Consider the following 23,176-nt stretch of genomic DNA (forward strand, 5'->3'; position numbering starts at 1 on the left):
CCGGCCTCAAGGAGCAACGCCATGAGTGACAACCAGCTTCCCGTGTCGGCCCAGAACAAAGAAGTGCGTCAGTGGGCGATGCTCTGTCACTTCGCGGCGTTCCTCGGCCTGGTGTTCCCCTTTGGCAGTGTGTTGGGGCCGTTGATCCTGTGGCAGGTGAAGAAGGACATGGACCCGCTGATCGATGACCAGGGCAAGGAAGCGCTGAACTTCCAGCTGACCGTGGCCATCGCGTGGCTGGTCTGCTTTGTCCTGGGGTTCGTGGTGATCGGCTTCCTGTTGATGGTGGTGCTGGTAATTGCCGCGCTGGTGTTGACCATCATCGGCGGGGTCAAGGCGAACAAAGGCATTGCCTACCGTTACCCGCTCACCTGGCGATTGATCAAATAATCATCGCCCACAAAAAAACCGACAGCGATGTCGGTTTTTTTGTGCCTGGATATTGACCTCAGATGGTCAAGGTCCAGTCGTAGTCCACGATCAACGGCGCATGTTGCGAGAAGCGCGGTTGACGCGGCAGACGTGCGCTGCGCACAAACCGGCGCAGGCCGGGGGTCAGCAACTGGTAGTCGAAACGCCAGCCCAGGTTAAGCATCTCGGCCTGTTCGTTGTCCGGCCACCAGCTGTACTGGTCGCCTTCGCGGCTGACTTCACGCAGGGCATCTACATAACCCATGTTGCCGACAATCTCGTCCATCCAAGCCCGTTCCGGCGCCAGGAAACCCGGGGATTGCTGGCTGTCGCGCCAGTTCTTGATATCCAGCTTCTGTTGCGCCACGTACAACGAGCCACAATAAATGTACTCGCGACGTTTGCGTCGCTGTTTATCCAGATAACGGGCGAAATCGTCCATTAGCTTGAACTTCTGGTTCAAGTCTTCATCGCCGTTCATCCCCGAAGGGAGCAGCAAGGTAGCAATACTGACTTTGTCGAAATCGGCTTGCAGGTAGCGCCCGTAGCGATCGGCTGTCTCGAAGCCGAGGCCGCTGATGACCGCCTTGGGTTGCAACCGTGAATACAGAGCCACGCCACCTTGGGCAGGGACTTCGGCATCACAGGCATAAAGGAAGTAGCCATCCAGTTGGAAGGCTGGGTCGTCCAGTTCAAAGGCGGAGGCGCGGGTGTCCTGCAGGCAGATGACGTCGGCATTCTGGGCTTGCAGCCAACTGAGCAAACCACGCTCGACTGCAGCCTGAATACCATTAACGTTCACACTGATGATCCGCATAAATGGCCCCAAAAATCGCGTGCGTGTATGATACACGCCGTCTACCTATTTAGCTAAATCCGTGGTATCTGAGGCTTTTTTCATGCAGGCGTATCAACGCGATTTCATTCGTTTTGCCATCGATCGCGGGGTTTTGCGCTTCGGTGAGTTCACCCTCAAGTCCGGGCGCACCAGCCCATATTTCTTCAATGCTGGCCTGTTCAACTCGGGTTCTGCCCTGGCGCAACTGGGGCGTTTCTACGCCGCCGCCATTGTTGAAAGCGGTATTTCCTTCGATGTGCTGTTTGGCCCTGCCTACAAAGGCATTCCGTTGGCCGCCGCGACCGCAGTGGCCCTGGCCGAACATCACGACCGGGATCTGCCATGGTGTTTCAATCGCAAGGAAGCCAAGGCCCACGGCGAAGGCGGCAGCCTGGTCGGCGCACCGCTGGCCGGTGATGTGCTGATCATCGACGATGTGATCACCGCCGGCACCGCGATTCGTGAAGTGATGCAGATCATTGCATCCCAGGACGGCGCCAAGGCCGCCGGCGTGCTGATCGCACTGAACCGCCAGGAGCGCGGCAACGGTGAGTTATCGGCGATCCAGGAAGTAGAGCGTGATTTTGGCATTCCAGTGGTCAGCATCGTGTCGCTGAACCAGGTATTGCAGTTCCTCGAAGACGACCCGCAGCTCAAGCAGCACCTGCCGGCAGTGCGTGCGTACCGCGAGCAGTTTGGCGTCTGACCCCTTGTAGCTGATGAGCTTGTGTAGAAGCGAGCTTGCTCGCGATGGCGATCTGTCAGTCAACATCAGTGTTGAATGGACTACCGCTATCGCGGGCGAGCCCGCTCCTACAGGGGATCTCCACGATGCTGCAGGTCGGTGCACATAAAAAAGCCCCCGTTCAACCAGGTTGAACGGGGGCTTTTTGTTTCAGCGGTCAGGGACGCTTGCGATTGCTGATCAGCGTGCCCATGCCCGTATCAGTGAAGATCTCTAGCAGCACCGCATTGGGTACCCGGCCGTCGATGATCAGCGAGCTGCCGACACCACCTTGCACGGCTTCCAGTGCGCAGCGGATCTTCGGCAGCATGCCGCCGTAGATAGTGCCGTCGGCGATCAGGTCGTCGACTTGCTGGGTGGTCAGGCCGGTCAGGACCTTGCCTTCCTTGTCCATCAGGCCGGCGATGTTGGTCAGCAGCATCAGCTTCTCGGCCTTCAGGGCCTCGGCCACCTTGCCGGCTACCAGGTCAGCGTTGATGTTGTAGGACTCGCCATTGGCCCCCACGCCAATCGGCGCGATCACCGGGATGAAGTCGCCCTTGACCAGCAGGTTGAGCAAATCGGTGTTGATGCCGATCACTTCGCCCACCTGGCCGATGTCGATGATTTCCGGCTGGGTCATCTCCGGGGTCTTGCGGGTCACGGTGAGTTTCTTCGCGCGGATCAACTCGGCGTCCTTGCCGGTCAGGCCAATGGCGCTGCCGCCGTGACGGTTGATCAGGTTGACGATGTCTTTGTTCACCTGGCCGCCCAGGACCATCTCCACCACATCCATGGTCTGTGCATCAGTGACACGCATGCCGTCGATGAAATGACTCTCGATGGACAGGCGCTTGAGCAGGTCGCCGATCTGCGGGCCGCCGCCGTGCACTACCACCGGGTTGATCCCGACGGCTTTCATCAACACGATGTCGCGGGCAAAGCCGGTTTTCAGCTCGTCGCTTTCCATGGCATTGCCGCCGTACTTGATCACCAGCGTCTTGCCGACGTAGCGTCGAATGTAAGGCAGCGCTTCGGAAAGGACCTTGGCGGTATTGGCGGCGGCGTCGCGTTCGAGGGTCATTCAGGGCTCCGGGGCAAATAATCAGAACGGTAGTTGGAGATCAGGGGCAACACGTTTCAACTGGGCGTGGAACACGTCCTTGATGCGCTGCAACTCGGCCTCGGTATCCGCCTCGAAACGCAGGACCAGCACCGGAGTGGTGTTGGACGCGCGAACCAGGCCCCAGCCTTCGGCATAATCGACTCGCACACCATCAATGGTGGTCAGGTTGGCGCCTTCACCCCATTGCGCATCGTGCAATGCGTCAATGATGCTGAATTTGCTCTCTTCGGTCACATGGATATTGATTTCCGGCGTAGAAATATCGTTCGGGAAGGTCTCGAACAAGTCTTCAGCGCTGGATTTCTCCTTGCTGAGGATCTCCAGCAGGCGGGCGGCGCTGTAGATGCCGTCGTCAAAACCGAACCAGCGTTCCTTGAAGAACACGTGGCCGCTCATTTCGCCGGCCAGCAGGGCACCGGTTTCTTTCATTTTCTTTTTGATCAACGAATGACCGGTCTTCCACATCAGTGGGCGGCCGCCATATTCCTTGATCAACGGCGTCAGGCGCCGGGTGCACTTGACGTCGAAGATGATCTCGGCGCCTGGGTTGCGTGCAACCACGTCGCGGGCGAACAGCATCAGCAGGCGGTCGGGGAACACGATGCTGCCGGTGTTGGTCACCACGCCCACGCGGTCGCCGTCGCCATCGAAGGCCAGGCCGACATCGGCCCCCACTTCTGCGACCTTGGCGATCAGGTCCACCAGGTTTTCAGGCTTGCCCGGGTCCGGGTGATGGTTGGGGAAGTTGCCGTCGACATCGCAGAACAGCGGGATCACTTCGCAGTTCAGGGCTTCGAGCAGTTGCGGGGCGATCACGCCGGCTGCGCCGTTGCCGCAGTCCACCACGACTTTCAGGCGGCGCTGGAGCTTGACGTCCCGGGTGATTTCGTCCGAATAGCGCTGGAGGATATCGACCTGGGTGATGCTACCCTGGCCGCTGGTCAGGTCATTGGTCTTGAGGCGAGTGTGCAGGGCCTGGATCTGCTCGTTGGCCAGGGTGTCGCCGGCAATCACGATCTTGAAGCCGTTGTAGTCCGATGGGTTGTGGCTGCCGGTGAGCATCACGCCGGATTTGCCGGCCAGCACGTTGGCGGCGTAGTACAGCGCCGGCGTTGGCACCAGGCCTACGTCACTGACATGGCAGCCGCTGTCGGCCAGGCCCTGGATCAGGCGCTCCACCAACTCGGGGCCGGACAGGCGACCGTCACGCCCCACCGAGACGTTGGGCTCGCCCTGGGCCAGGCTTTGGGAGCCGATGGCGCGGCCGATCCAGTAGGCGGTTTCGGCGGTCAGGGTTTTCGGGACGACGCCACGGATGTCGTAGGCGCGGAAAATGCTGTCGGGAAACGTCGGTGCGACTGGGGCTGCGTTGCTCATCACTGGGAAACTCCATCGATACGGGGCGGACAGGCCTGAGTGCGGCGACCGGCAGGCTCAAACTGAAGGGTAAGACGGCGTTTTAGCCCTAGAGTTCGTAGTGCGAAAGTGCCACTGGGGCATACCGGACGCTGCGCCCGGCATGCCTGAGCGTAGTCAGTGGCTGCCGGAATGCCCGAAACCGCCTGCGCCGCGCTGGGTTTCGTCGAACTCGGTCACCAGCTCGAAATGCGCCTGCACCACCGGTACCAGCACCAGTTGGGCGATACGCTCGCCGACGGCGATGTTGAAGGCGGTCTGGCCACGGTTCCAGCACGAGACCATCAGCTCACCTTGGTAGTCGGAGTCGATCAGGCCCACCAGGTTACCCAGCACGATCCCGTGTTTGTGGCCAAGGCCCGAGCGCGGCAGGATCAACGCAGCCAGGCCAGGGTCGCCGACGTAGATCGACAGGCCGGTAGGGATCAGCAGGGTCTGGCCCGGCTCAAGGACGGTGTCTTGCTTGAGCATGGCGCGCAGGTCCAGGCCGGCGGAGCCGGGTGTGGCGTAGGCCGGCAGTGGGAAGTCGGTGCCGATGCGGGGGTCGAGGATCTTGGCTTGCAAAGCGTGCATGGAAATTAAACCTGGTTCAGCCGTTGGGCGATAAAAGAGATCAGTTGGCGGGCAATCTTGCCCTTGCTGGTCTGGGCGAAAAGGGTGGCGTGCAGCTCGCGGTCAATCACGCTGCAGGCGTTTTCCTCGCTGTTGAAGCCGATGCTGGGGTTGGCAACATCATTGGCAACGATCAGGTCGAGGTTTTTGTCTTTCAGTTTGCGTGCGGCGTAGTCCAGCAGGTTTTCGGTCTCGGCGGCGAAACCGACGCTGAACGGACGATCGGCGCGGGTGGCAATGGTGGCCAGAATGTCCGGGTTGCGGACCATTTGCAGGAGCAGGCCATCGCCGCTTGTAGGGTCTTTCTTGAGTTTTTGCGGCGCAACCACTTCCGGGCGGTAGTCTGCGACCGCTGCCGAAGCGATAAACACATCACAGGGAATCGCCGCCTCACAGGCCGCGAGCATGTCGCGGGCGCTGACGACGTCGATGCGGGTGACCCGGTCCGGGGTTGGCAGATGCACCGGGCCGGTGATCAGGGTCACGCGCGCGCCTGCCTCAACCGCCGCCTCAGCCAGGGCAAAGCCCATTTTCCCTGAGCTATGGTTGGTGATGTAGCGCACCGGGTCGATGTTTTCCTGGGTCGGGCCGGCGGTAATCAACACGTGCTTGCCGGTCAGGGCCAGGTGCTGGAAACACTCGGCGGCGCACAGCGCCAGGTCCGTGGCTTCGAGCATGCGGCCCAGGCCGACGTCACCACAGGCCTGGCTGCCGGAGGCCGGGCCAAAAACCTTGAGGCCACGGCTTTGCAGCAATTGGGTGTTGGCCTGGGTGGCCGGGTCGCGCCACATGGCCTGGTTCATCGCCGGGGCGATGGCGACGGTGGCGTCGGTGGCCAGTACCAGCGTGGTCAGCAGGTCGTCGGCAATGCCTTGGGCGAGGCGCGCGATGAGGTCGGCGGTGGCGGGTGCGATCAGCACCAGGTCGGCCCATTTGGCCAGTTCGATATGGCCCATGGCGGCTTCGGCAGCCGGGTCCAGCAGGTCCAGGTGTACCGGGTGGCCGGACAGTGCCTGCATGGTCAGTGGGGTAATGAACTCACTGCCGCCACGGGTCATGACCACGCGCACTTCGGCGCCCTGGTCCAGGAGCCTGCGAACCAACTCTGCGCTCTTGTAGGCGGCAATGCCGCCGCCGACGCCGAGAACGATGCGTTTCCGATACAGACGCTGCATTGGTTTGCCTTTCCAGTTCAGTGATGGCGTTGCGATCCCCCCTCCCCAGGGTGAAATCGCGCGCAAAAAAGAGCGGCTAAGATAACACAGCGTCCGCCATGCAACAGCGGCGCACATGCACACGGAGGTGCCATGAGTATTCGCAATTGGCCTGCGGCGGAGCGTCCGCGGGAGAAGCTTTTGGAGTTGGGCGCGCAGAGCCTCTCGGATGCCGAGTTGCTGGCGATTTTCCTGCGTACCGGTGTCTCGGGTAAAAGCGCGGTGGACCTGGCGCGCCACCTGTTGGGGCAGTTTGGCAGCCTGCGTACGCTGCTGGAGGCGCGCCAGGCCGTATTCATCCAGCACCTGGGCCTGGGGCCGGCCAAGTTCGCCCAGTTGCAGGCGGTACTGGAAATGGGGCGGCGTCATCTGGCCGAGCATGTGCGTAACGAGTCGGTACTGGAAAGCCCGGTAGCCGTGCGTGATTACCTCAAGGCCCTGCTGCGCCACCAGCCCCACGAGATATTTGGCTGCCTGTTTCTCGACTCCCGGCATCGGGTGCTGGGTTTCGAGGCGCTGTTCCAGGGCACCATCGACAACGCCACGGTCTACCCGCGACAAGTGGTCAAGCGCGCCCTGGACTACAACGCGGCGGCCTTGATCCTGTGCCACAACCATCCCTCCGGGAATGCCGAGCCGAGCGTTGCTGATCGAAAATTGACCAAAGTGCTGCAAAAGGCCCTGGATCTGGTGGATGTGCGGGTACTGGACCACATCATTGTCGGCGACGGTGACCCGCTGTCGATGGCTGAATATGGCTGGCTGTAAAGCAACCTCTTGTAGGAGCCGGCTTGCCGGCTCCTACAAAGGCCGGGTCAGGGTTTTACGCTGACCTTGGAGAAGTCCTGGCGCCCAAACGGGCTGACCTGATACCCCTCGATACTCTTGCGTGTCAGGGCAAAGGCCGTCGGGTGGGCCAGTGGCAACCACAGTGCCTGCTGCTGGATCTGCGCCTGCGCCTGTTGGTACAGCTTGCTGCGCACGCCTTGCTCGTTGGTGGTCTTGCCGGCACTGATCAGCTTGTCCAGCGCGGGGTCGCAGTAGCGGGCGAAGTTGGTGCCGGATTTGACCGCTGCGCAGGAAAACTGCGGGGTCAGGAAGTTATCCGGGTCGCCGTTGTCGCCGGCCCAGCCCATAAACAGCAGGTCGTGCTCGCCCGCCTTGGCGCGGCGGATCAGCTCGCCCCATTCGATCACGCGGATCTCGGCCTGGATGCCGACCTTGGCCAGGTCCGCCTGCAACAACTGGGCGCCCAGGCTTGGGTTGGGATTGAGCAGGCTGCCCGAGGGCCGGGTCCAGATGGTGGTCTTGAAGCCGTCACTCAAGCCGGCACGGGCCAGCAGGGCCTTGGCCTTGGCGATGTCCTGTGGATAACCCGGCAATTCCTTGGCAAAGCTCCAGGTATTGGGCGGATAGGGGCCGGTGGCGGCTTCGGCGGTGCCTTCAAACACGGCCTTGAGGTAGCTGGCCTTGTCGAAGGCCAGGTTGATCGCCTGGCGCACTTCTGGCTTGTCCAGCGGAGGGTGCTGGCTGTTGATGGCCACAAAGGCGGTCATGAAGGCTGCGGTCTTTTCCACCTTGAGCGCCGCATCCTTTTGCGCCTCGCCGATATCCAGGGGCTTGGGTGACAAGGCGATCTGGCACTCATCCCGGCGCAGTTTCTGCAGGCGCACGTTGGCGTCCGGGGTGATCGCAAAGATCAAGTTATCCACAGCCGGTTTGCCGGCAAAGTAATCCGGGTTGGCCTTGTAGCGAATGGCCGCATCTTTCTGGAAACGCCCGAAAACGAAGGGCCCGGTGCCGATGGGTTGGCTATTGAGCTTCTCCGGGGTGCCGGCCTTGAGCAGCTTGTCGGCGTATTCGGCCGGGTAGATCGAGGCAAAGCCCATGCTCAGCGCGGCAAGGAACGTGGAGTCGGCGTGATTCAGGGTAAAGCGCACGGTCAGCGGGTCGAGGGCGTCGATCTTCTTGATCAGCGCCGGCAGTTGTAGCGACTGGGCGTGAGGGAAGCCGCTCTGGGCAATCTGGTGCCAGGGGTTGGCCGGGTCGAGCATGCGCTCGAAGCTGAAGCGTATGTCTTCGGCGGTGAGGCTGCGGCTTGGGTTGAAATACGCGGTACGGTGAAATTTCACGTCCGGGTGCAATTTAAAGGTGTAGGTCAGGCCGTCTGGCGAGACTTCCCAGCTGTCGGCCAGGCTCGGCACCAGCTTGCCGCTTGCGGCGTCGAAGTCCACCAGGCGGTTCATCAACACATCCGCCGAGGCGTTGGTGGTGGTCAGGGAGTTGTACTGCACCACATCGAACCCTTCGGGGCTGGCCTCGGTGCAGACGCTCAACGTGGAGGCCGCCTGGGCCAACGGGGCGAGGAAGAGCGGGGCGAGCAGGAGTGGCAGGGCAGCGAGGCGCATGGTCGGTTTCCTTTGCAGATCGGAGGCCCATCTGCGAGTGCAGTCTGGAAAAGGCCTACCGTAGTGGCCTGATTCACAAATGACTAGCCCATTTTTGCCTGTGCATTTGCAGCAAATACTGTTTTGATGGCGCCTCAGGTCATTTTGCCCGGGGCCTTGGCCTACAAGCAGCGGCGATAAATCATTTGGTGCGACGAGCGGTTCGCCAGCACGGCGGCCCACCCTGGCAGCGCTTGAGAGCTGTTCGGGCGAGATTTACAGCGGGAAAAACACACCGGCTGTTGTTGCACTGGGGTCTTTCTGGTATAAAGCAGCGCTCTTTTCTAGGGGCCCGGTTCCTTCACTGTAGGTGTAGCCGGTAAGACCCTTAAAGAAACGCGGCGCCTGGCGCCAAATGACTGAGAGATTAAGCGGCCAACCCATGCCGGGTTGGGCATGTGGTTTTAGAGGGCTGAGGCATGTCGAGAGTCTGTCAAGTTACCGGTAAGGGTCCGGTGACTGGGAATAACATTTCCCACGCAAACAACAAAACCCGTCGTCGTTTCCTGCCAAACCTGCAGCATCACCGCTTCTGGGTTGAAGAAGAGAAACGTTTTGTCCGTCTGCGCGTATCTGCCAAAGGCATGCGTATCATCGACAAGCGTGGCATCACTGTCGTGCTCGCTGAACTGCGCCGCGACGGCAAAATCTAAGGAGCTAAATCATGCGTGAATTGATTCGAATGATCTCTAGCGCCGGTACTGGTCACTTCTACACTACCGACAAGAACAAGCGTACTACCCCGGACAAGCTCGAAAAGAAAATGTTCGACCCGCGCGTTCGCAAGCACGTGATCTACAAAGAAGGCAAAATCAAGTAATTGGTTTTCTTTCTTGTGAAAAAAACCCGTATCTCACGATGCGGGTTTTTTTTGCCTTTTGAAAAGTCGCGCTCGACCGATCAGGCCTTTTCTTCGAACACCACGTAGATCTTGCGGCACGGCTCCAGCACTTCCCAGGTGCCACTGAACCCGGCCGGGATCACGAAGCGGTCACCGGCGCGCAAGGTCTTGGCGTTGCCTTCGGCATCGCGTAGCACCGAAACCCCCTGCACGATCTCGCAGTACTCGTGTTCGGTGTAGTTCACCTTCCATTGCCCGACTTCACCTTCCCAGACCCCGGCGTTCATCTGGCCGCACGGGCTGTTGTAGTGGTTGTAGAGCGTCTGCTCGGGGTCGCCCTTGAGGACTTTTTCTGTGGCGGGGCGGTAGCGTTCGGCGGCGGTGTTCGCCTGGCTGAAATCGACGACATCCTGAATGTTCATGCACGTATCCCGTCTAGGCCTGGGGTTGGAGAGCCAAAGTCTATGTTTATTAAAATGAACATCGCAAGGGCGTTTGCCGCGGTTATGTCAAATATATTGAAACATCCCTTGCGGCTGGTTTAGGGTGGCGGGTGCCTCGGACCGAATAGCTGGCTGGCCGGGCAAGCATTTGGAAGGGAGCGGTTATAACGCCGGGCCCTTATATTTAATAAGAGGAGGACACTCGCATGACCACCCTGACCCGTGCCGACTGGGAACAACGCGCCAAGGACCTGAAGATCGAAGGCCGCGCCTACATCAATGGCGAATACACCGCCGCGGTTTCCGGCGACACGTTCGAATGCCTCAGCCCGGTCGATGGCCGCCTGCTGACCACGGTTGCCAGCTGTGACGTCGCCGACGCCCAGCGCGCCGTGGAAAACGCCCGCGCCACCTTCAACTCCGGTGCCTGGTCACGCCTGGCCCCGGCCAAGCGCAAAGCCACCATGATCCGTTTCGCCGCGCTGCTCAAGGCCAATGCCGAAGAGCTGGCCCTGCTCGAAACCCTGGACATGGGCAAGCCCATCGGCGACTCCCTGGGCATCGACATCCCTGGCGCGGCGCAAGCCCTGAGCTGGAGCGGCGAGGCCATCGACAAGATTTACGATGAAGTGGCCGCCACCCCCCATGACCAACTGGGCCTGGTGACCCGCGAGCCCGTCGGCGTAGTGGCGGCCATCGTGCCGTGGAACTTCCCGCTGATGATGGCCTGCTGGAAGCTGGGGCCGGCGCTGTCCACCGGTAACTCGGTCGTGCTCAAGCCGTCGGAAAAATCCCCGCTGACTGCCATCCGCATCGCCGCCCTGGCCGTTGAAGCCGGTATCCCCAAAGGCGTGCTCAACGTGCTGCCGGGTTATGGCCACACTGTCGGCAAGGCCCTGGCGCTGCATATGGACGTCGACACTTTGGTGTTCACCGGTTCGACCAAGATCGCCAAGCAACTGATGATCTACTCCGGCGAATCGAACATGAAACGCGTCTGGCTGGAAGCCGGCGGCAAGAGCCCGAACATCGTGTTTGCCGATGCCCCGGACCTGCAAGCCGCCGCCGAATCCGCTGCGGGCGCCATCGCCTTCAACCAGGGCGAAGTCTGCACCGCCGGCTCGCGCCTGCTGGTGGAGCGTTCGATCAAGGACAAATTCCTGCCAATGGTGATCGAGGCCCTCAAGGGCTGGAAGCCGGGCAACCCGCTGGACCCGGCGACTAATGTCGGTGCGCTGGTGGATACCCAGCAGATGAACACCGTGCTGTCGTACATCGAGGCCGGGCACGCCGATGGCGCCAAGCTGGTGGCCGGTGGCAAGCGCACCCTGCAGGAGACCGGTGGTACTTATGTCGAGCCGACGATTTTCGACGGCGTGACCAACGCCATGAAAATTGCCCAGGAAGAGATCTTTGGCCCGGTGCTGTCGGTGCTGACTTTCGACAGTGCTGAAGAAGCGGTGGCGATTGCCAACGACACGCCTTATGGCCTGGCCGCTGCAGTCTGGACTTCGGATATCTCCAAGGCGCACCTGACCGCCAAGGCCCTGCGCGCCGGTAGCGTGTGGGTCAACCAGTACGATGGCGGCGACATGACTGCGCCGTTTGGTGGGTTCAAGCAGTCGGGCAACGGTCGCGACAAGTCGCTGCACGCGTTCGACAAGTACACCGAGCTGAAGGCGACCTGGATCAAGCTGTAAGTCCGGACTCCGGGCCCAAGCTGCAGTAGACCCAAATGTGGGAGCGGGCTTGCCCGCGATAGCGGTATATCAGTCACTCATGAGTTGGCTGGTACTCCCTCATCGCGGGCCAGCCCGCTCCCACAGTATTTTGTGTGATCTGGAAATAACCCACAGGAGCGTGGCAATGCGTTGGGCGACTTACTTCGCCGTCCTGGCGTCGGTACTCAGCGTCGGCCTCGCCCTGGGCGTGAGCATGCCGTTGGTGTCCCTGCGCCTGGAAAGCTGGGGCTATGGCAACTTTGCCATCGGCATCATGGCGGCCATGCCGGCATTCGGTGTGTTGTTGGGCGCCAAGGTGTCCAGTCGCCTGGCCTCCTGGTTGGGCACGGCGAACCTGATGCGCCTGTGCCTGTGGGCCGGGGCGATTTCCATCGGTTTACTGGCGGTACTGCCCAGCTATCCGGTGTGGCTGGTGCTGCGGTTGATGATCGGGGTGATCCTGACCATCGTGTTTATCCTCGGCGAGAGCTGGATCAACCAGTTGGTGGTGGAGCAGTGGCGTGGCCGGCTGGTGGCGCTGTATGGCTGTACCTACGCCTTGAGCCAGCTGTCGGGGCCGTTGTTGCTCGGTGTACTGGGCACCGATCATGACTATGGTTTCTGGGTTGGTGTCGGCCTGTTGATCGTTGCGCCGGTCCTGCTCCTGGGGCGCAGCGGGGCGCCGACGGCAGAAGCCTTCAGCGTGACCTTTGGCGACTTGTGGGGTTTTTGCCGTGGCCTGCCGGCGATTGCCTGGGCGGTGGCGCTGTTTGCCGCGTTCGAAGCGATGATTCTGACGCTCTTACCGGTGTATTGCCTGCAACAGGGCTTTACCGCCGAGGTGGCGCTGGCGATGGTCAGCACCGTGGTCGTCGGCGATGCCCTGCTGCAATTGCCGATTGGCGCCCTGGCCGATTACCTGCCAAGGCGCACCCTGTTTCTGGGCTGCGCGGTGCTGTTGCTGCTGTCGAGCCTGGCGATTGCGCCGTTGCTCGATACCTGGCTGATCTGGCCGATCTGGGTGCTGTTCGGTGCCAGTGCCGGGGGCTTGTTTACCTTGTCGTTAATCCTGATCGGCGAACGCTACCGTGATGATGCGCTGGTGCGGGCCAATGCCCATATCGCGCAGTTGTGGGGCATTGGTTGCCTGATCGGCCCACTGGTAGCGGGGGCTGGCAGCCAGTGGATCAGCGGGCATGCGTTGCCGTTGTTGATGGCGGTGGGGGCCTTGGGGCTGGTGATTCTGTTGTTGCGCCAAGGAGCGTTTGGCGTTGAGCAGCCAGCCTAGGTAAACCTGTAGGAGCCGGCTTGCCGGCGATAGCAACTTACCTGACCCGCCGCTATCGCCGGCAAGCCGGCTCTTACAGGGGTTAGAGCATGCGCTCCAGGCCCACGGTGGTAGCGAACCAGGCATTGAACCGGCGCCACCAGCTACCCGGCTCACGGGTCAGGGTGTGCAACTGGCCGTTATCTTCCGTCACCCAGACCACCTGGCCTTCCTGCAGTTTCGCCTCATAACTCAAGGCGGGCGCCATCCCTTGCAGGGCCAGGTTGCGCACGTGTTCGGCCAGCTCAGGACTGTCCACCAGCACCCCGACCTCGGTGTTCCACAGCACCGAGCGCGGATCGAAATTGAATGAGCCGATAAACGACTTCTGCCGATCAAAGATCATCGCCTTGCTGTGCAGGCTGGAGTCCGAGCCATGCAGCGCGCGGCTACCCAGCAGGTGCGGGCCACTGCCGCCGCCGTCGCCCGGTTGGCGGCGCAGTTCGTACAACTTCACCCCGTGTTCCAGCAGCGCCTTGCGATAGGGCGCATAGCCGCCATGCACCGCCGGCACGTCGGTGGCTTCCAGGGCGTTGGTCAGCAGGCGTACGTCCACACCCGCGTCTGCGCGGCCGGTCAGGTACACCAGGCCCGGCTGACCGGGGACGAAGTAGGCCGAAATCATCATCAGTTCACTGTGCACGCCTTCCAGTTCTGGCCCCAGTTGAGTGGTGAGCAGCAGTTGCGGGTCGGGATCGGCCTTGGCCAGGACCTTGCTCGGTGCATCCCACAGTGCCTGGTTCCAGGCCCAGATCAGTTCTCGGCGCCAGATGTCCATGCGGGGCCGGGTCTGGTAGGTGCGCAGACGGTTGTACAGGGCATGGTTTTGCTGGCGCGACTCGGCCAGGGACTTCTCCAGGAGCCCGCGCGCGGTGGCCAGGTCGCGGGAGGAGGGGGCGCTGGAGATAAAGTCGGCGATGGGTTTGCTCAGTGCACTGTTCCAGTACTGGTCAAAGCTGTGGCCCAGTTGTTCGGCCACAGGCCCGACGCTGAGCATGTCGATATCGGTGAAGTTCAGGTTGGGCTCGGCATCGAAATACTCATCCCCCAGGTTGCGCCCGCCGACTATCGCCACGCTGTTGTCCGCCAGCCACAGCTTGTTGTGCATGCGCCGGTGTTGCAGCGATAGGTTGAACAGCCGACCCATGGCCCGCGTCACGCCGGTGCTGCGCCCCAGGTGCAAGGGGTTGAACAGGCGAATCTGGATCTGCGGGTGCGCGGCCAGGGTGGCGATGATCTGGTCCAGACCGTCGCTGGTGGTGTCGTCCAGGAGGATGCGCACCCGCACGCCCCGGTCGGCCGTGGTGAGCAACTCGTCCACCAGCATGCGCGTGCTGATGCCGTCATGGACAATGTAGTACTGCAGGTCGAGGCTGGTCTGGGCATTGCGGATCAGTTCGGCGCGGGCCATGAACGCTTCGCTGCTGTTGGGCAGCAGGCGGAACCCGGAGCGGCCCTGATAGGGCGCGGCCTGGGCCTGGATCGAGCGGCCGAAGGCGGACTGCGTGGCCGGCAGCGCTTCGCTGGGTACGCGGGGTACGTTGAGGGTGGCGCAACCGCCCAGGCCCAAGAACCCCAGCAAAAGAAGCGCTAACAGCCGTTGGCTCATCAAGGAGGCAGGTTCCGAATCAGGGCGGTGGTGGGCATATGACGGTGATTGCTGGCAAAAGGTCAGTCCACCCGCTGTTCGGCTTCGGCGAGCATCTTGATCGCCGTGGCCCCGACCTTGCGCACCGCCTCTTCAATCTGGGGTGTTGGCTTGGCAGCGTAGTTCATCCGCAGGCAGTTCCGGTATTTGCCCGAGGCAGAAAAGATGCTGCCCACGGCAATCTGTACGCCTTGCTCGACCAGGGCGCGGTTGAGCCTGAGGGTGTCGAAGCCCTCGGGCAGTTCCACCCACAGCATAAAGCTGCCCTGGGGCCGGCTGGCGCGGGTGCCGGCGGGGAAATAGCGGCTGACCCAATCGAGCATCAGGTCGCGATTGCGCTGGTATTGGCTGCGCATCCGCCGTAAATGAGGCTCGAAGTGCCCGTTCTTGAGGAACTCGGCAATGGCGATCTGCGGTTGGGTGGCGGTGGAGCCGGTGCTGATGTACTTCATGTGCAGCACCCGCTCCAGATAGCGGCCAGGGGCTACCCAGCCGATCCGCAGGCCGGGGGCCAGGGTTTTGGAGAAGGAACTGCAGAGTAGGACGCGGCCATCTTCGTCGAAGGATTTGATTGTGCGTGGTCGCGGGTAGCTGTAGGCCAGTTCGCCATACACATCGTCTTCGATGATTGCCACGTCAAAGCGCTGGGCCAGGGTCAGCAGCGCCCGTTTGCGGGCCTCGGGCATGATGTAGCCCAGGGGGTTGTTGCAGTTGGGGGTCAACTGGATGACTTTGATCGGCCATTGTTCCAGGGCCAGTTCCAGGGCTTCGAGGCTGATGCCGGTGAGCGGGTCGGTGGGGATTTCCAGGGCTTTCATGCCCAGGCCCTTGAGGGTCTGCATGGCGCCATGAAAGCTTGGCGAGTCGACGGCGACGATATCGCCAGGCTCGCAAATCGCACGGATGCTGGAGGACAGCGCCTCATGGCAGCCGGTGGTGATCACGATGTCCTGGGCGTCGAGCTGGCAGCCGGAATCCAATGACAGACGGGCGATTTGCTCGCGCAGCTCCATACAGCCGTAGATATTGTCGTAGTACAGGCCTGGCAGGTCCTGGCGCCGGCTCACCCGGGCCAGGCTGCGCAGCAGCGGCTTGATGGTCGGCGACAGTACATCCGGCATGCCTCGGCCCATCTGTATGACATCTTTGCGCGGTACCGCGCGGACCAGTTCCAGCACCTGGTCCCACTGGGAAATCTCCACCGGGCGCTGGGCCGGCCGACCTACGGCGGGCAACGCCGGCAGCTCGCGCCCGACAGGCACGAAGTAGCCGGATTTTGGCTTGGGCGTCGCCAGGCCGTGGTCTTCCAGCAGCCGGTAAGCCTGCTGGACGGTGCTCAGGCTGACCCCGTGTTCCACGCTCAGGGCGCGCACCGAGGGCAGGCGGTCGCCGGGGCGATAGAAGCCCTGTTCGATTCGGGTGCCCAGCAGTTCGGCGAGGTTGACGTAAAGCGTCATGGCGGTTGCTCCCGAGGACCAGTACAGATGCCTGGAAAATACAGGATTCAGCGTGTGCTGTGGAGTATCTGTATGGATTTAATATAGGTTGGTTGAATCTGTAATGGTTTTGCTGCGGCGCTCATTCTAGTCACTCATGGCAACAGGCAAATGAGGGGCAAGACAATGAGTGGCTTGAGCGACGTGCGGCTGGCATTACACAGTCAGGAACTGGAAGCAGGGCAGGAGCGTGGGCTGGCCGGGCTGGCGCCTGGCAATCCGAGCCGTTGGGAACTGTTCTGGCGCCGGCGCCACACGCGCAAGGCCTTGCTGGAGTTGAGCCGGGAGCAACTGCGCGACATCGGCCTGAGTGCCGAGCAGGCGCGCCAGGAAGGCTTGAAGCCGTTCTGGCGCGGCTGAGTCAGAGCAGTTCTTTCAAGCGGTGCCAGAGCATGCCCAGGGCCAGCAGCGGTGAGCGCAAGTGCTTGCCGCCAGGGAAGGTGATGTGTGGCACCTGGGCAAACAGATCGAAGCGCCCACTGTGCTGGCCGCTGATGGCTTCGGCCAACAGTTTGCCGGCCAGGTGGGTGGCGTTCAGGCCATGGCCGGCGTAGGCCTGGGCAAAGTACACATTGGGCTGGTCGGCCAGCCGGCCAATCTGCGGCAGGCGGTTGGCGCCGATGCCGATCATGCCGCCCCATTGATAGTCGATCTTCGCCTCGGCCAATTGCGGGAAGACCTTGAGCATCTTCGGCCGCATATAGGCGCCGATGTCCTGGGGATCGCGTCCGGAGTAGTGGCAAGCACCGCCGAACAGCAGGCGCCGGTCGGCCGACAAGCGGAAGTAGTCCACCGTGACCCGCTGATCACACACCGCCATATTTTGCGGCAGTAACTCGGCGGCCTGGGTTGGGCTCAAGGGTTCGGTGGCAATGATGTAGCTGCCAGCGGGCAGCACCTTGCCGCTCAGGTGCGGGTTGAGGCCATTGAGATAGGCATTGCAGCCCAGCACCAGGGTCTTGGCGCGCACGCTGCCCTGGGCGGTGTGGACTTTGACTTCCGGGCCGTAGTCGATGCGCAGGGCTTCGGACTGCTCGAACAGCCTGACCCCCAGTTGCTGCGCGGCGGCGGCTTCACCGAGGGCCAGGTTCAGCGGGTGCAGGTGGCCGGAGCCCATGTCGATCATGCCGCCCACGTAACGGTCGGAGCCGATCACGCTGCGCATCTCCCCGGCTTGCAGCAGGCGCAGTTCATGGCGATAACCAAGCCCGTGCAGTTCTTCGGCGTCGGCGGCCAGGCCTTGCAGGTCGCGGGGCTTGTTGGCCAGGTCGCAGTAGCCCCAGGCCAGGTCGCAATCGATCTGAAAGCGCTCGACCCGCTGGCGCACGATTTCCACGGCTTCCAGGCCCATCAGCTTCATCTGCCGCACACCTTCGGTGCCGACTACATTGGCAAACTGATCCAGGCCGTGACCGACGCCACGAATCAACTGCCCGCCGTTGCGCCCGCTGGCGCCCCAGGCGATCTTGCGCGCCTCCAGCAGCGCCACGCTAAAGCCGCGCTCGGCCAGCTCCAGCGCGGTGTTCAGCCCGGAAAACCCGCCGCCCACCACGCACACATCGGCGACGACTTCGCCTGCCAGCACCGGATAATCGGGCTGCGGCCGGCTGCTGGCGGCGTAGTAGGAAGTGGTGTGCCGGGCGCTGGCGGTCATGGGGAGCATCCGTGTTTGGAAAATTTGACGCAGGATACAGCGGTCGGGTGAAGCTGTCTCACTCGGGGCTTTTAGGGCAAAATCCACGCCTATTCGCCGTTCGGTATGGGTTTCGATGAGTTGCAACAGCCAGAAAGTCAACGCGCTGCGCCGGCAGATTCCCTCGTTCGAGTGTGTGCCGGGTTGCCATGATTGCTGTGGGCCGGTGACTACATCCACCGAGGAAATGTCGCGCCTGCCGCGCAAGACGGCGGCCGAGCAGGAAGCGGCCATGGATGAGCTCAATTGCGTACACCTGGGCCCCGACGGCTGCACGGTGTACGACGAACGCCCGCTGATCTGCCGGCTGTTTGGCACTACCCCCAGCCTGCCATGCCCCAACAACCGTGGCCCGGTGGAGTTGATTCACCCGCGGGTGGAGAAGCAGATCCACGAGTATATGGCGACCACCCGGCAGGTCCTGGTCTGACTGCTCCCCTTGTAGGAGCCGGCTTGCCGGCGATGGCGTCATTCAATTGAATGCATGACTCCAGGGCCTCATCGCCGGCAAGCCGGCTCCTACACGGTAGGGGCGTCAATCCGGGATCGGCAGGTTCAGGCTCTCCTTCACCTCTTCCATCACGATATAGCTCTTGGATTCGCGCACATGGGGCAGCTTGAGCAGGATGTCGCCCAGCAGTTTGCGGTACGAAGCCATCTCGGAGATCCGCGCCTTCACCAGATAGTCGAAATCCCCTGAGACCAGGTGACACTCCAGCACATGGGGCAGTTTCAGCACGGCACGTCGGAATTCTTCGAAGGTATCGCCGGATTTGTAGTCGAGGCTGATCTCGACAAACACCAGCAGGCTACCCTTCAAGTGCTGCGGATTGAGGCGGGCGTTGTAGCCCATGATGATCCCCTCGCGCTCCAGGCGCCGGACCCGTTCGGTGCAAGGCGTGGTCGACAGCCCGACCTTCTCCCCCAGCTCGGTAAACGAAATCCGCCCGTCGGCCTGCAGGATGCGCAGGATGTTGCGGTCGATCTTGTCCAGCTCCCGCTTGGTCTGGGTATTGGTCCGCATAGGGGATGCTCCTCCGTGAAAAGGGTTTTTGCCGAGAATTGTCGCCAAATATAGGCACTTATATAGTGAAATGCACTGGCCATTGCTTTTTATACTGCCCACATCTTTGTGCTGAACAACAAACGTCAGCGGTCAAGCCGTGATGAGGATATAAAAATGCGCGTTTTGGTCTTGGGTAGCGGTGTCATTGGTGTGGCCAGTGCCTACTATTTGGCGCGTGCCGGTTTTGAGGTGGTCGTGGTCGACCGTCAGCCGGCCGTTGCAATGGAGACCAGCTTCGCCAACGCCGGCCAGGTCTCGCCCGGTTATGCGTCGCCATGGGCCGCGCCGGGCGTGCCGCTCAAGGCCATCAAGTGGTTGCTGCAGCGCCATGCGCCGCTGGCGATCAAGGCCACCGCCGATATCGACCAATACCTGTGGATGGCGCAGATGCTGCGCAACTGCACGGCCAACCGTTATGCGGTGAACAAAGAGCGCATGGTGCGCCTGTCCGAGTACAGCCGCGACTGCCTCGACGAACTGCGCGCCGAAACCGGTATCGCCTACGAAGGCCGTAGCCTGGGTACTACGCAATTGTTCCGCACCCAGGCGCAACTCGATGGCGCGGCCAAGGATATCGCCGTGCTGAAAGAGTCCGGGGTTCCGTTCGAGCTGCTTGACCGCGCCGGCATTGCCCGCGTCGAGCCGGCCCTGGCCAGTGTCACGGATATCCTGGCCGGTGCCCTGCGCCTGCCCAATGACCAGACCGGCGACTGCCAGATGTTCACCACCCGCCTGGCCGATATGTGCAAGCAGTTGGGTGTGGAGTTCCGCTTTGAACAGGACATTCAGCGCCTGGACCACGCCGGCGACCGCATCAACGGCGTGTGGATCGACGGCAAGCTGGAAACCGCCGACCGCTACGTGCTGGCCCTGGGCAGTTACTCGCCGCAGTTGCTCAAGCCGCTGGGGATCAAGGCGCCGGTGTATCCGCTCAAGGGTTACTCCCTGACCGTGCCGATCACCAACCCGGCGATGGCCCCGACCTCGACCATTCTCGACGAGACCTACAAGGTCGCGATCACCCGTTTCGACAACCGTATCCGGGTCGGTGGCATGGCTGAAATAGCCGGTTTTGACCTGTCGCTGAACCCGCGCCGGCGCGAAACCCTGGAGATGATCGTCAACGACCTTTATCCTCAGGGCGGTGATTTGAGCGAAGCCACCTTCTGGACCGGCCTGCGTCCGACTACCCCGGACGGTACGCCGATCGTCGGCGCCACGCCCTTCAAGAACCTGTTCTTGAATACCGGCCACGGCACCCTCGGCTGGACCATGGCCTGTGGCTCTGGTCGCCTGCTGGCGGACCTGATGGCCAAGAAAACCCCGCAGATCAGTGCCGCAGGCCTTGATATTTCCCGTTACGGCAACCCTCAGGAGTCCACAAAACATGTCAATCCAGCGCCAGCTCACCAATGAGCGCATGAGCCAGATCGTTGTCCACAGCGGTACCGTGTATCTGGCAGGACAAGTCGGCGACGACATGAGTGCCGGGATTGAACAGCAGACCCGAGAAACCCTGGCCAATATCGAGCGATTGCTGGATCTGGCCGGTACCGACAAAACCAAGTTGCTGTCGGTGACGATCTATCTCAAAGACATCGACGCCGACTTTGCCGGCATGAACGCGGTTTGGGACAAGTGGCTGCCAAAAGGCGTGGCCCCGGCCCGTGCCACGGTCGAGTCGAAGCTGTGTGAGCCAGAAATCCTGGTGGAGCTGTCCGTCGTGGCTGCTCTGCCATAAACGATCCCTCTTCCGGTGCCGGCGCTATTGGCCGGTACCGGTTTTTTCTTCCCACCGCCGCCTAGAAGCCTGCCGCCATGCGTCCTGCCCGTGCCCTGATCGACCTACAAGCCCTGCGCCATAACTACCAATTGGCCCGCGAACTGACCGGGGCCAAGGCCCTCGCCGTGATCAAGGCCGATGCCTATGGCCATGGTGCCGTGCGTGTGGCCCAGGCCCTGGAAGACCAGGCCGACGGTTTTGCCGTGGCCTGCATCGAGGAAGCGCTGGAGCTGCGCGCCGCTGCAGTTGGTGGGCCGGTGTTGTTGCTCGAAGGATTCTTCGAGGCCGACGAGCTGCCGCTGATCATCGAGCATGACTTGTGGTGCGTGGTGCATTCGCTGTGGCAACTGGAGGCGATTGAACAGGCGCGCCTGAGCAAGCCGCTGACGGTGTGGTTGAAGCTGGATTCGGGCATGCACCGGGTTGGGCTGCATCCCAAGGACTATCACGATGCGTACCAGCGCCTGCTGGCCAGCGGCAAAGTCGCAAAGATTGTGCTGATGAGCCACTTCGCCCGTGCCGATGAGCTGGACTGCGCCAGCAGCGATGAGCAGGTCGCGGTATTCGAGGCGGCGCGCCAGGGCCTGGCGGCCCAGGTCAGCCTGCGCAATTCGCCGTCGGTGATGGGCTGGCCGAGCGTTTCCAGTGATTGGGTACGACCGGGCATCATGCTTTACGGTGCGACGCCCTTTGGCGAAGACCAGGCAGTTGCCGCGCGTTTGCAGCCGGTGATGACCCTGGAGTCGAAAGTCATCTGCGTACGCGAGCTGCCTGCGGGCGAGCCAGTGGGTTATGGCGCGCGCTTCGTGACGCCCAAGCCGATGCGTATCGGTGTGGTTGCCATGGGGTATGCCGACGGTTATCCACGGCACGCGCCGACCGGCACACCGGTGCTGGTCGCCGGCCAGCGCAGCCAGTTGCTGGGGCGGGTGTCGATGGACATGCTGTGTATCGACCTGACCGACGTGCCCCAGGCCGGCCTGGGCTCGACCGTGGAATTGTGGGGCAAAAACATCCTCGCCAGCGATGTGGCGAGCGCCGCCGATACCATTCCCTACCAGATTTTTTGCAACCTGCGCCGCGTGCCACGGCTCTATTCCGGCATATAGCCGCAGGCCGCCGATCACGCCCACCAGGATTCAGACCAAAGTGTTGTAAATACTGAACGCTGTCGCCATGATAACGCTCAATTACAACAAAGCCTGAATCCTAGGAGGCTCCTGCATTGGACGTCGGCGAACGACTGCAATCCATCCGTAAACTGAAAGGTCTTTCCCAGCGTGAACTCGCCAAGCGTGCGGGCGTCACCAACAGCACCATTTCGATGATCGAGAAAAACAGTGTCAGCCCCTCCATCAGCTCCTTGCGCAAGGTGCTGGGCGGCATTCCCATGTCCATGGTCGAGTTCTTTTCCGAGGAGATCCTCCAGGAAAAACCGACGCAGATCGTCTATAAAGCCAATGAGCTGATCGACATCTCCGATGGCGCGGTCACGATGAAACTGGTGGGCCGGGCGCATCCCAGCCGGGCGATTGCGTTTCTCAACGAAATCTACCCGCCAGGCGCCGATACCGGCGAGGAAATGCTGACCCATGACGGTGAGGAAACCGGGATCTTGTTGGAAGGTCGTCTGGAGTTGGTCGTGGGCGTCGAAACTTTTGTGCTCGAAGCCGGCGATAGCTACTACTTTGAAAGCACCAAGCCGCACCGTTTTCGCAATCCGTTCGATGTGCCGGCGCGACTAATCAGCGCAGCCACGCCCGCGAACTTTTAACAGAAGAGGCGCCCTGCCTACCTTGCAGAGGTGCCCATCGTTGTATTTCGCCCTACTGAATCTCCCCTTGGATAATAGGGTTGTTTCAGTGAGGCGGCCTAACCGTTATACTTTCGCCGCCTGCGAAACCGTGGCCGCAGGCGTGAATAGCCACCATGAGGGTGAACGCGTGAACCTAATTATGAAAATGCTGGCCGTACCAGCAACCGTACTGGCCCTTTGGGCTGCCAGCGCTCAAGCTGCGACCAATGATGATATTGCCAAGCGCCTGGCGCCTGTCGGACAGGTGTGTGTCCAGGGGCAAGAGTGCAAGGGGATGGAAGTCGCTGTGACAGCAGGCGGCGGCGGTGCGAAAACGCCGGACGAAGTCATTGCCAAACACTGTAACGCTTGCCACGGCACGGGCCTGTTGGGTGCACCGAAAATCGGTGACACCGCAGCCTGGAAAGAACGCGCCGACCACCAGGGCGGCCTCGATGGCATCCTGGCCAAAGCCATCACCGGCATCAACGCCATGCCGCCTAAAGGCACCTGCTCCGATTGCTCGGATGACGACCTCAAGGCTGCGATCGAGAAGATGTCTGGTTTGAAATAAA

Annotated in this window: 24 protein-coding genes and 1 pseudogene; 14 read left to right on the forward strand and 11 right to left on the reverse strand. The window is 61.7% G+C overall.

Annotation, left to right across the window (positions count from 1 at the left end):
• The first annotated feature begins 21 nt into the window (after positions 1-21).
• Positions 22-390, forward strand: a complete 369-nt coding sequence (locus tag AC19YY_RS06995; RefSeq protein ID WP_169955413.1) for a DUF4870 domain-containing protein — start codon at positions 22-24, stop codon at positions 388-390.
• Between the two features lie 58 nt (positions 391-448).
• On the opposite strand, the gene crc is transcribed toward AC19YY_RS06995, so the two are convergent.
• On the reverse strand, positions 449-1,228 hold the full coding sequence (gene crc, locus AC19YY_RS07000) for a catabolite repression control protein Crc (protein ID WP_029289816.1): 780 nt from the start codon (positions 1,226-1,228) through the stop codon (positions 449-451).
• Between the two features lie 82 nt (positions 1,229-1,310).
• Between crc and pyrE the strand changes: the two genes are divergently transcribed.
• Complete coding sequence (gene pyrE, locus AC19YY_RS07005; RefSeq protein ID WP_169955412.1) at positions 1,311-1,955, forward strand: orotate phosphoribosyltransferase; 645 nt, start codon at positions 1,311-1,313, stop codon at positions 1,953-1,955.
• A gap of 196 nt (positions 1,956-2,151) precedes the next feature.
• Here pyrE and argB read toward each other — a convergent pair whose 3' ends face one another.
• The 4 genes and pseudogenes from argB to coaBC form a co-directional block, all read right to left on the reverse strand.
• Entirely contained in the window at positions 2,152-3,057 is a 906-nt protein-coding gene (argB, locus tag AC19YY_RS07010; RefSeq protein WP_076963434.1) for an acetylglutamate kinase, read from the reverse strand.
• Between the two features lie 21 nt (positions 3,058-3,078).
• A pseudogene (locus AC19YY_RS07015) lies at positions 3,079-4,482 on the reverse strand (phosphomannomutase/phosphoglucomutase); the annotation flags it as partial.
• A gap of 150 nt (positions 4,483-4,632) precedes the next feature.
• Positions 4,633-5,088 carry a dUTP diphosphatase gene (gene dut, locus AC19YY_RS07020; protein ID WP_169955410.1) on the reverse strand — a complete coding sequence of 152 codons (456 nt, stop codon included), beginning with the start codon at positions 5,086-5,088 and terminating at the stop codon, positions 4,633-4,635.
• Positions 5,089-5,093: 5 nt separating this feature from the next.
• A complete protein-coding gene (gene coaBC, locus AC19YY_RS07025) occupies positions 5,094-6,302 on the reverse strand; it encodes a bifunctional phosphopantothenoylcysteine decarboxylase/phosphopantothenate--cysteine ligase CoaBC (RefSeq protein WP_029289805.1) in 1,209 nt (402 codons plus the stop codon).
• 132 nt (positions 6,303-6,434) lie between these two features.
• Between coaBC and radC the strand changes: the two genes are divergently transcribed.
• Positions 6,435-7,109: a RadC family protein gene (gene radC / locus AC19YY_RS07030; protein ID WP_169955409.1), complete on the forward strand. Its 675-nt coding sequence runs from the start codon at positions 6,435-6,437 to the stop codon at positions 7,107-7,109.
• Between the two features lie 47 nt (positions 7,110-7,156).
• On the opposite strand, the gene AC19YY_RS07035 is transcribed toward radC, so the two are convergent.
• On the reverse strand, positions 7,157-8,749 hold the full coding sequence (locus AC19YY_RS07035) for an ABC transporter substrate-binding protein (protein WP_500603996.1): 1,593 nt from the start codon (positions 8,747-8,749) through the stop codon (positions 7,157-7,159).
• Between the two features lie 458 nt (positions 8,750-9,207).
• Here AC19YY_RS07035 and rpmB point away from each other — a divergent pair, with 458 nt between their 5' ends.
• On the forward strand, positions 9,208-9,441 hold the full coding sequence (gene rpmB / locus AC19YY_RS07040; protein ID WP_007920377.1) for a 50S ribosomal protein L28: 234 nt from the start codon (positions 9,208-9,210) through the stop codon (positions 9,439-9,441).
• 11 nt (positions 9,442-9,452) lie between these two features.
• Entirely contained in the window at positions 9,453-9,608 is a 156-nt protein-coding gene (gene rpmG / locus AC19YY_RS07045; RefSeq protein WP_003176906.1) for a 50S ribosomal protein L33, read from the forward strand.
• An 80-nt stretch (positions 9,609-9,688) separates the two neighbouring features.
• Here the strand turns inward: rpmG and AC19YY_RS07050 are convergent, their stop codons facing one another.
• Positions 9,689-10,051, reverse strand: a complete 363-nt coding sequence (locus tag AC19YY_RS07050) for a cupin domain-containing protein (RefSeq protein WP_170042068.1) — start codon at positions 10,049-10,051, stop codon at positions 9,689-9,691.
• Positions 10,052-10,278: 227 nt separating this feature from the next.
• Between AC19YY_RS07050 and AC19YY_RS07055 the strand changes: the two genes are divergently transcribed.
• Together AC19YY_RS07055 and AC19YY_RS07060 are read left to right on the forward strand one after the other, a co-directional pair.
• Positions 10,279-11,772 (forward strand): aldehyde dehydrogenase, encoded by a 1,494-nt coding sequence (locus AC19YY_RS07055; protein WP_057440504.1) that lies wholly within the window; start codon positions 10,279-10,281, stop codon positions 11,770-11,772.
• 166 nt (positions 11,773-11,938) lie between these two features.
• On the forward strand, positions 11,939-13,081 hold the full coding sequence (locus tag AC19YY_RS07060) for an MFS transporter (protein ID WP_500603997.1): 1,143 nt from the start codon (positions 11,939-11,941) through the stop codon (positions 13,079-13,081).
• Between the two features lie 82 nt (positions 13,082-13,163).
• Here AC19YY_RS07060 and AC19YY_RS07065 read toward each other — a convergent pair whose 3' ends face one another.
• Both AC19YY_RS07065 and AC19YY_RS07070 read right to left on the reverse strand, forming a co-directional pair.
• Positions 13,164-14,729, reverse strand: coding sequence for a phospholipase D family protein (locus AC19YY_RS07065; protein WP_500603998.1), 1,566 nt, complete (start codon positions 14,727-14,729; stop codon positions 13,164-13,166).
• Between the two features lie 62 nt (positions 14,730-14,791).
• Positions 14,792-16,225 carry an aminotransferase-like domain-containing protein gene (locus AC19YY_RS07070; RefSeq protein ID WP_500603999.1) on the reverse strand — a complete coding sequence of 478 codons (1,434 nt, stop codon included), beginning with the start codon at positions 16,223-16,225 and terminating at the stop codon, positions 14,792-14,794.
• Positions 16,226-16,390: 165 nt separating this feature from the next.
• Here AC19YY_RS07070 and AC19YY_RS07075 point away from each other — a divergent pair, with 165 nt between their 5' ends.
• The gene (locus AC19YY_RS07075) at positions 16,391-16,624 is read left to right on the forward strand and encodes a DUF1127 domain-containing protein (RefSeq protein WP_169955403.1); all 234 of its coding nucleotides are present in this window, start codon (positions 16,391-16,393) and stop codon (positions 16,622-16,624) included.
• A 1-nt stretch (position 16,625) separates the two neighbouring features.
• On the opposite strand, the gene AC19YY_RS07080 is transcribed toward AC19YY_RS07075, so the two are convergent.
• Positions 16,626-17,918 carry an NAD(P)/FAD-dependent oxidoreductase gene (locus tag AC19YY_RS07080; RefSeq protein ID WP_500604000.1) on the reverse strand — a complete coding sequence of 431 codons (1,293 nt, stop codon included), beginning with the start codon at positions 17,916-17,918 and terminating at the stop codon, positions 16,626-16,628.
• A gap of 115 nt (positions 17,919-18,033) precedes the next feature.
• Between AC19YY_RS07080 and AC19YY_RS07085 the strand changes: the two genes are divergently transcribed.
• The gene (locus AC19YY_RS07085) at positions 18,034-18,387 is read left to right on the forward strand and encodes a YkgJ family cysteine cluster protein (RefSeq protein ID WP_169955401.1); all 354 of its coding nucleotides are present in this window, start codon (positions 18,034-18,036) and stop codon (positions 18,385-18,387) included.
• Positions 18,388-18,492: 105 nt separating this feature from the next.
• Here the strand turns inward: AC19YY_RS07085 and AC19YY_RS07090 are convergent, their stop codons facing one another.
• Positions 18,493-18,981, reverse strand: coding sequence for an Lrp/AsnC ligand binding domain-containing protein (locus AC19YY_RS07090; protein ID WP_003206849.1), 489 nt, complete (start codon positions 18,979-18,981; stop codon positions 18,493-18,495).
• 156 nt (positions 18,982-19,137) lie between these two features.
• On the opposite strand from AC19YY_RS07090, the gene dadA reads away from it, so the two are divergent.
• From dadA to AC19YY_RS07115, 5 genes are all read left to right on the forward strand, one after another.
• A complete protein-coding gene (gene dadA, locus AC19YY_RS07095) occupies positions 19,138-20,439 on the forward strand; it encodes a D-amino acid dehydrogenase (RefSeq protein WP_029289774.1) in 1,302 nt (433 codons plus the stop codon).
• On the forward strand, positions 20,411-20,764 hold the full coding sequence (locus tag AC19YY_RS07100; RefSeq protein WP_032856829.1) for a RidA family protein: 354 nt from the start codon (positions 20,411-20,413) through the stop codon (positions 20,762-20,764). The genes dadA and AC19YY_RS07100 overlap by 29 nt, the downstream gene beginning before the upstream one ends.
• A gap of 77 nt (positions 20,765-20,841) precedes the next feature.
• The gene (alr, locus tag AC19YY_RS07105) at positions 20,842-21,915 is read left to right on the forward strand and encodes an alanine racemase (RefSeq protein ID WP_170057536.1); all 1,074 of its coding nucleotides are present in this window, start codon (positions 20,842-20,844) and stop codon (positions 21,913-21,915) included.
• 116 nt (positions 21,916-22,031) lie between these two features.
• Positions 22,032-22,580, forward strand: coding sequence for a cupin domain-containing protein (locus AC19YY_RS07110; RefSeq protein WP_029289768.1), 549 nt, complete (start codon positions 22,032-22,034; stop codon positions 22,578-22,580).
• A 181-nt stretch (positions 22,581-22,761) separates the two neighbouring features.
• Complete coding sequence (locus AC19YY_RS07115; protein WP_169955452.1) at positions 22,762-23,175, forward strand: c-type cytochrome; 414 nt, start codon at positions 22,762-22,764, stop codon at positions 23,173-23,175.
• The last annotated feature ends 1 nt before the right edge of the window (position 23,176 follow it).

This window comes from Pseudomonas sp. MF09156 (genome assembly GCF_059862305.1).

Excerpts from the sequence above, each read along its gene's own strand:
- coaBC (WP_029289805.1), bottom strand. The coding sequence starts at position 6,302 with ATGCAGCGTCTGTATCGGAAACGCATCGTTCTCGGCGTCGGCGGCGGC.
- dut (WP_169955410.1), bottom strand. The coding sequence starts at position 5,088 with ATGCACGCTTTGCAAGCCAAGATCCTCGACCCCCGCATCGGCACCGAC.
- AC19YY_RS07070 (WP_500603999.1), bottom strand. The coding sequence starts at position 16,225 with ATGACGCTTTACGTCAACCTCGCCGAACTGCTGGGCACCCGAATCGAA.
- argB (WP_076963434.1), bottom strand. The coding sequence starts at position 3,057 with ATGACCCTCGAACGCGACGCCGCCGCCAATACCGCCAAGGTCCTTTCC.
- radC (WP_169955409.1), top strand. The coding sequence starts at position 6,435 with ATGAGTATTCGCAATTGGCCTGCGGCGGAGCGTCCGCGGGAGAAGCTT.
- rpmG (WP_003176906.1), top strand. The coding sequence starts at position 9,453 with ATGCGTGAATTGATTCGAATGATCTCTAGCGCCGGTACTGGTCACTTC.
- AC19YY_RS07075 (WP_169955403.1), top strand. The coding sequence starts at position 16,391 with ATGAGTGGCTTGAGCGACGTGCGGCTGGCATTACACAGTCAGGAACTG.
- AC19YY_RS06995 (WP_169955413.1), top strand. The coding sequence starts at position 22 with ATGAGTGACAACCAGCTTCCCGTGTCGGCCCAGAACAAAGAAGTGCGT.
- AC19YY_RS07115 (WP_169955452.1), top strand. The coding sequence starts at position 22,762 with ATGAAAATGCTGGCCGTACCAGCAACCGTACTGGCCCTTTGGGCTGCC.
- AC19YY_RS07090 (WP_003206849.1), bottom strand. The coding sequence starts at position 18,981 with ATGCGGACCAATACCCAGACCAAGCGGGAGCTGGACAAGATCGACCGC.
- alr (WP_170057536.1), top strand. The coding sequence starts at position 20,842 with ATGCGTCCTGCCCGTGCCCTGATCGACCTACAAGCCCTGCGCCATAAC.
- pyrE (WP_169955412.1), top strand. The coding sequence starts at position 1,311 with ATGCAGGCGTATCAACGCGATTTCATTCGTTTTGCCATCGATCGCGGG.
- dadA (WP_029289774.1), top strand. The coding sequence starts at position 19,138 with ATGCGCGTTTTGGTCTTGGGTAGCGGTGTCATTGGTGTGGCCAGTGCC.
- AC19YY_RS07035 (WP_500603996.1), bottom strand. The coding sequence starts at position 8,749 with ATGCGCCTCGCTGCCCTGCCACTCCTGCTCGCCCCGCTCTTCCTCGCC.
- AC19YY_RS07065 (WP_500603998.1), bottom strand. The coding sequence starts at position 14,729 with ATGAGCCAACGGCTGTTAGCGCTTCTTTTGCTGGGGTTCTTGGGCCTG.
- AC19YY_RS07085 (WP_169955401.1), top strand. The coding sequence starts at position 18,034 with ATGAGTTGCAACAGCCAGAAAGTCAACGCGCTGCGCCGGCAGATTCCC.
- rpmB (WP_007920377.1), top strand. The coding sequence starts at position 9,208 with ATGTCGAGAGTCTGTCAAGTTACCGGTAAGGGTCCGGTGACTGGGAAT.
- AC19YY_RS07055 (WP_057440504.1), top strand. The coding sequence starts at position 10,279 with ATGACCACCCTGACCCGTGCCGACTGGGAACAACGCGCCAAGGACCTG.
- crc (WP_029289816.1), bottom strand. The coding sequence starts at position 1,228 with ATGCGGATCATCAGTGTGAACGTTAATGGTATTCAGGCTGCAGTCGAG.
- AC19YY_RS07100 (WP_032856829.1), top strand. The coding sequence starts at position 20,411 with ATGTCAATCCAGCGCCAGCTCACCAATGAGCGCATGAGCCAGATCGTT.
- AC19YY_RS07050 (WP_170042068.1), bottom strand. The coding sequence starts at position 10,051 with ATGAACATTCAGGATGTCGTCGATTTCAGCCAGGCGAACACCGCCGCC.
- AC19YY_RS07060 (WP_500603997.1), top strand. The coding sequence starts at position 11,939 with ATGCGTTGGGCGACTTACTTCGCCGTCCTGGCGTCGGTACTCAGCGTC.
- AC19YY_RS07080 (WP_500604000.1), bottom strand. The coding sequence starts at position 17,918 with ATGACCGCCAGCGCCCGGCACACCACTTCCTACTACGCCGCCAGCAGC.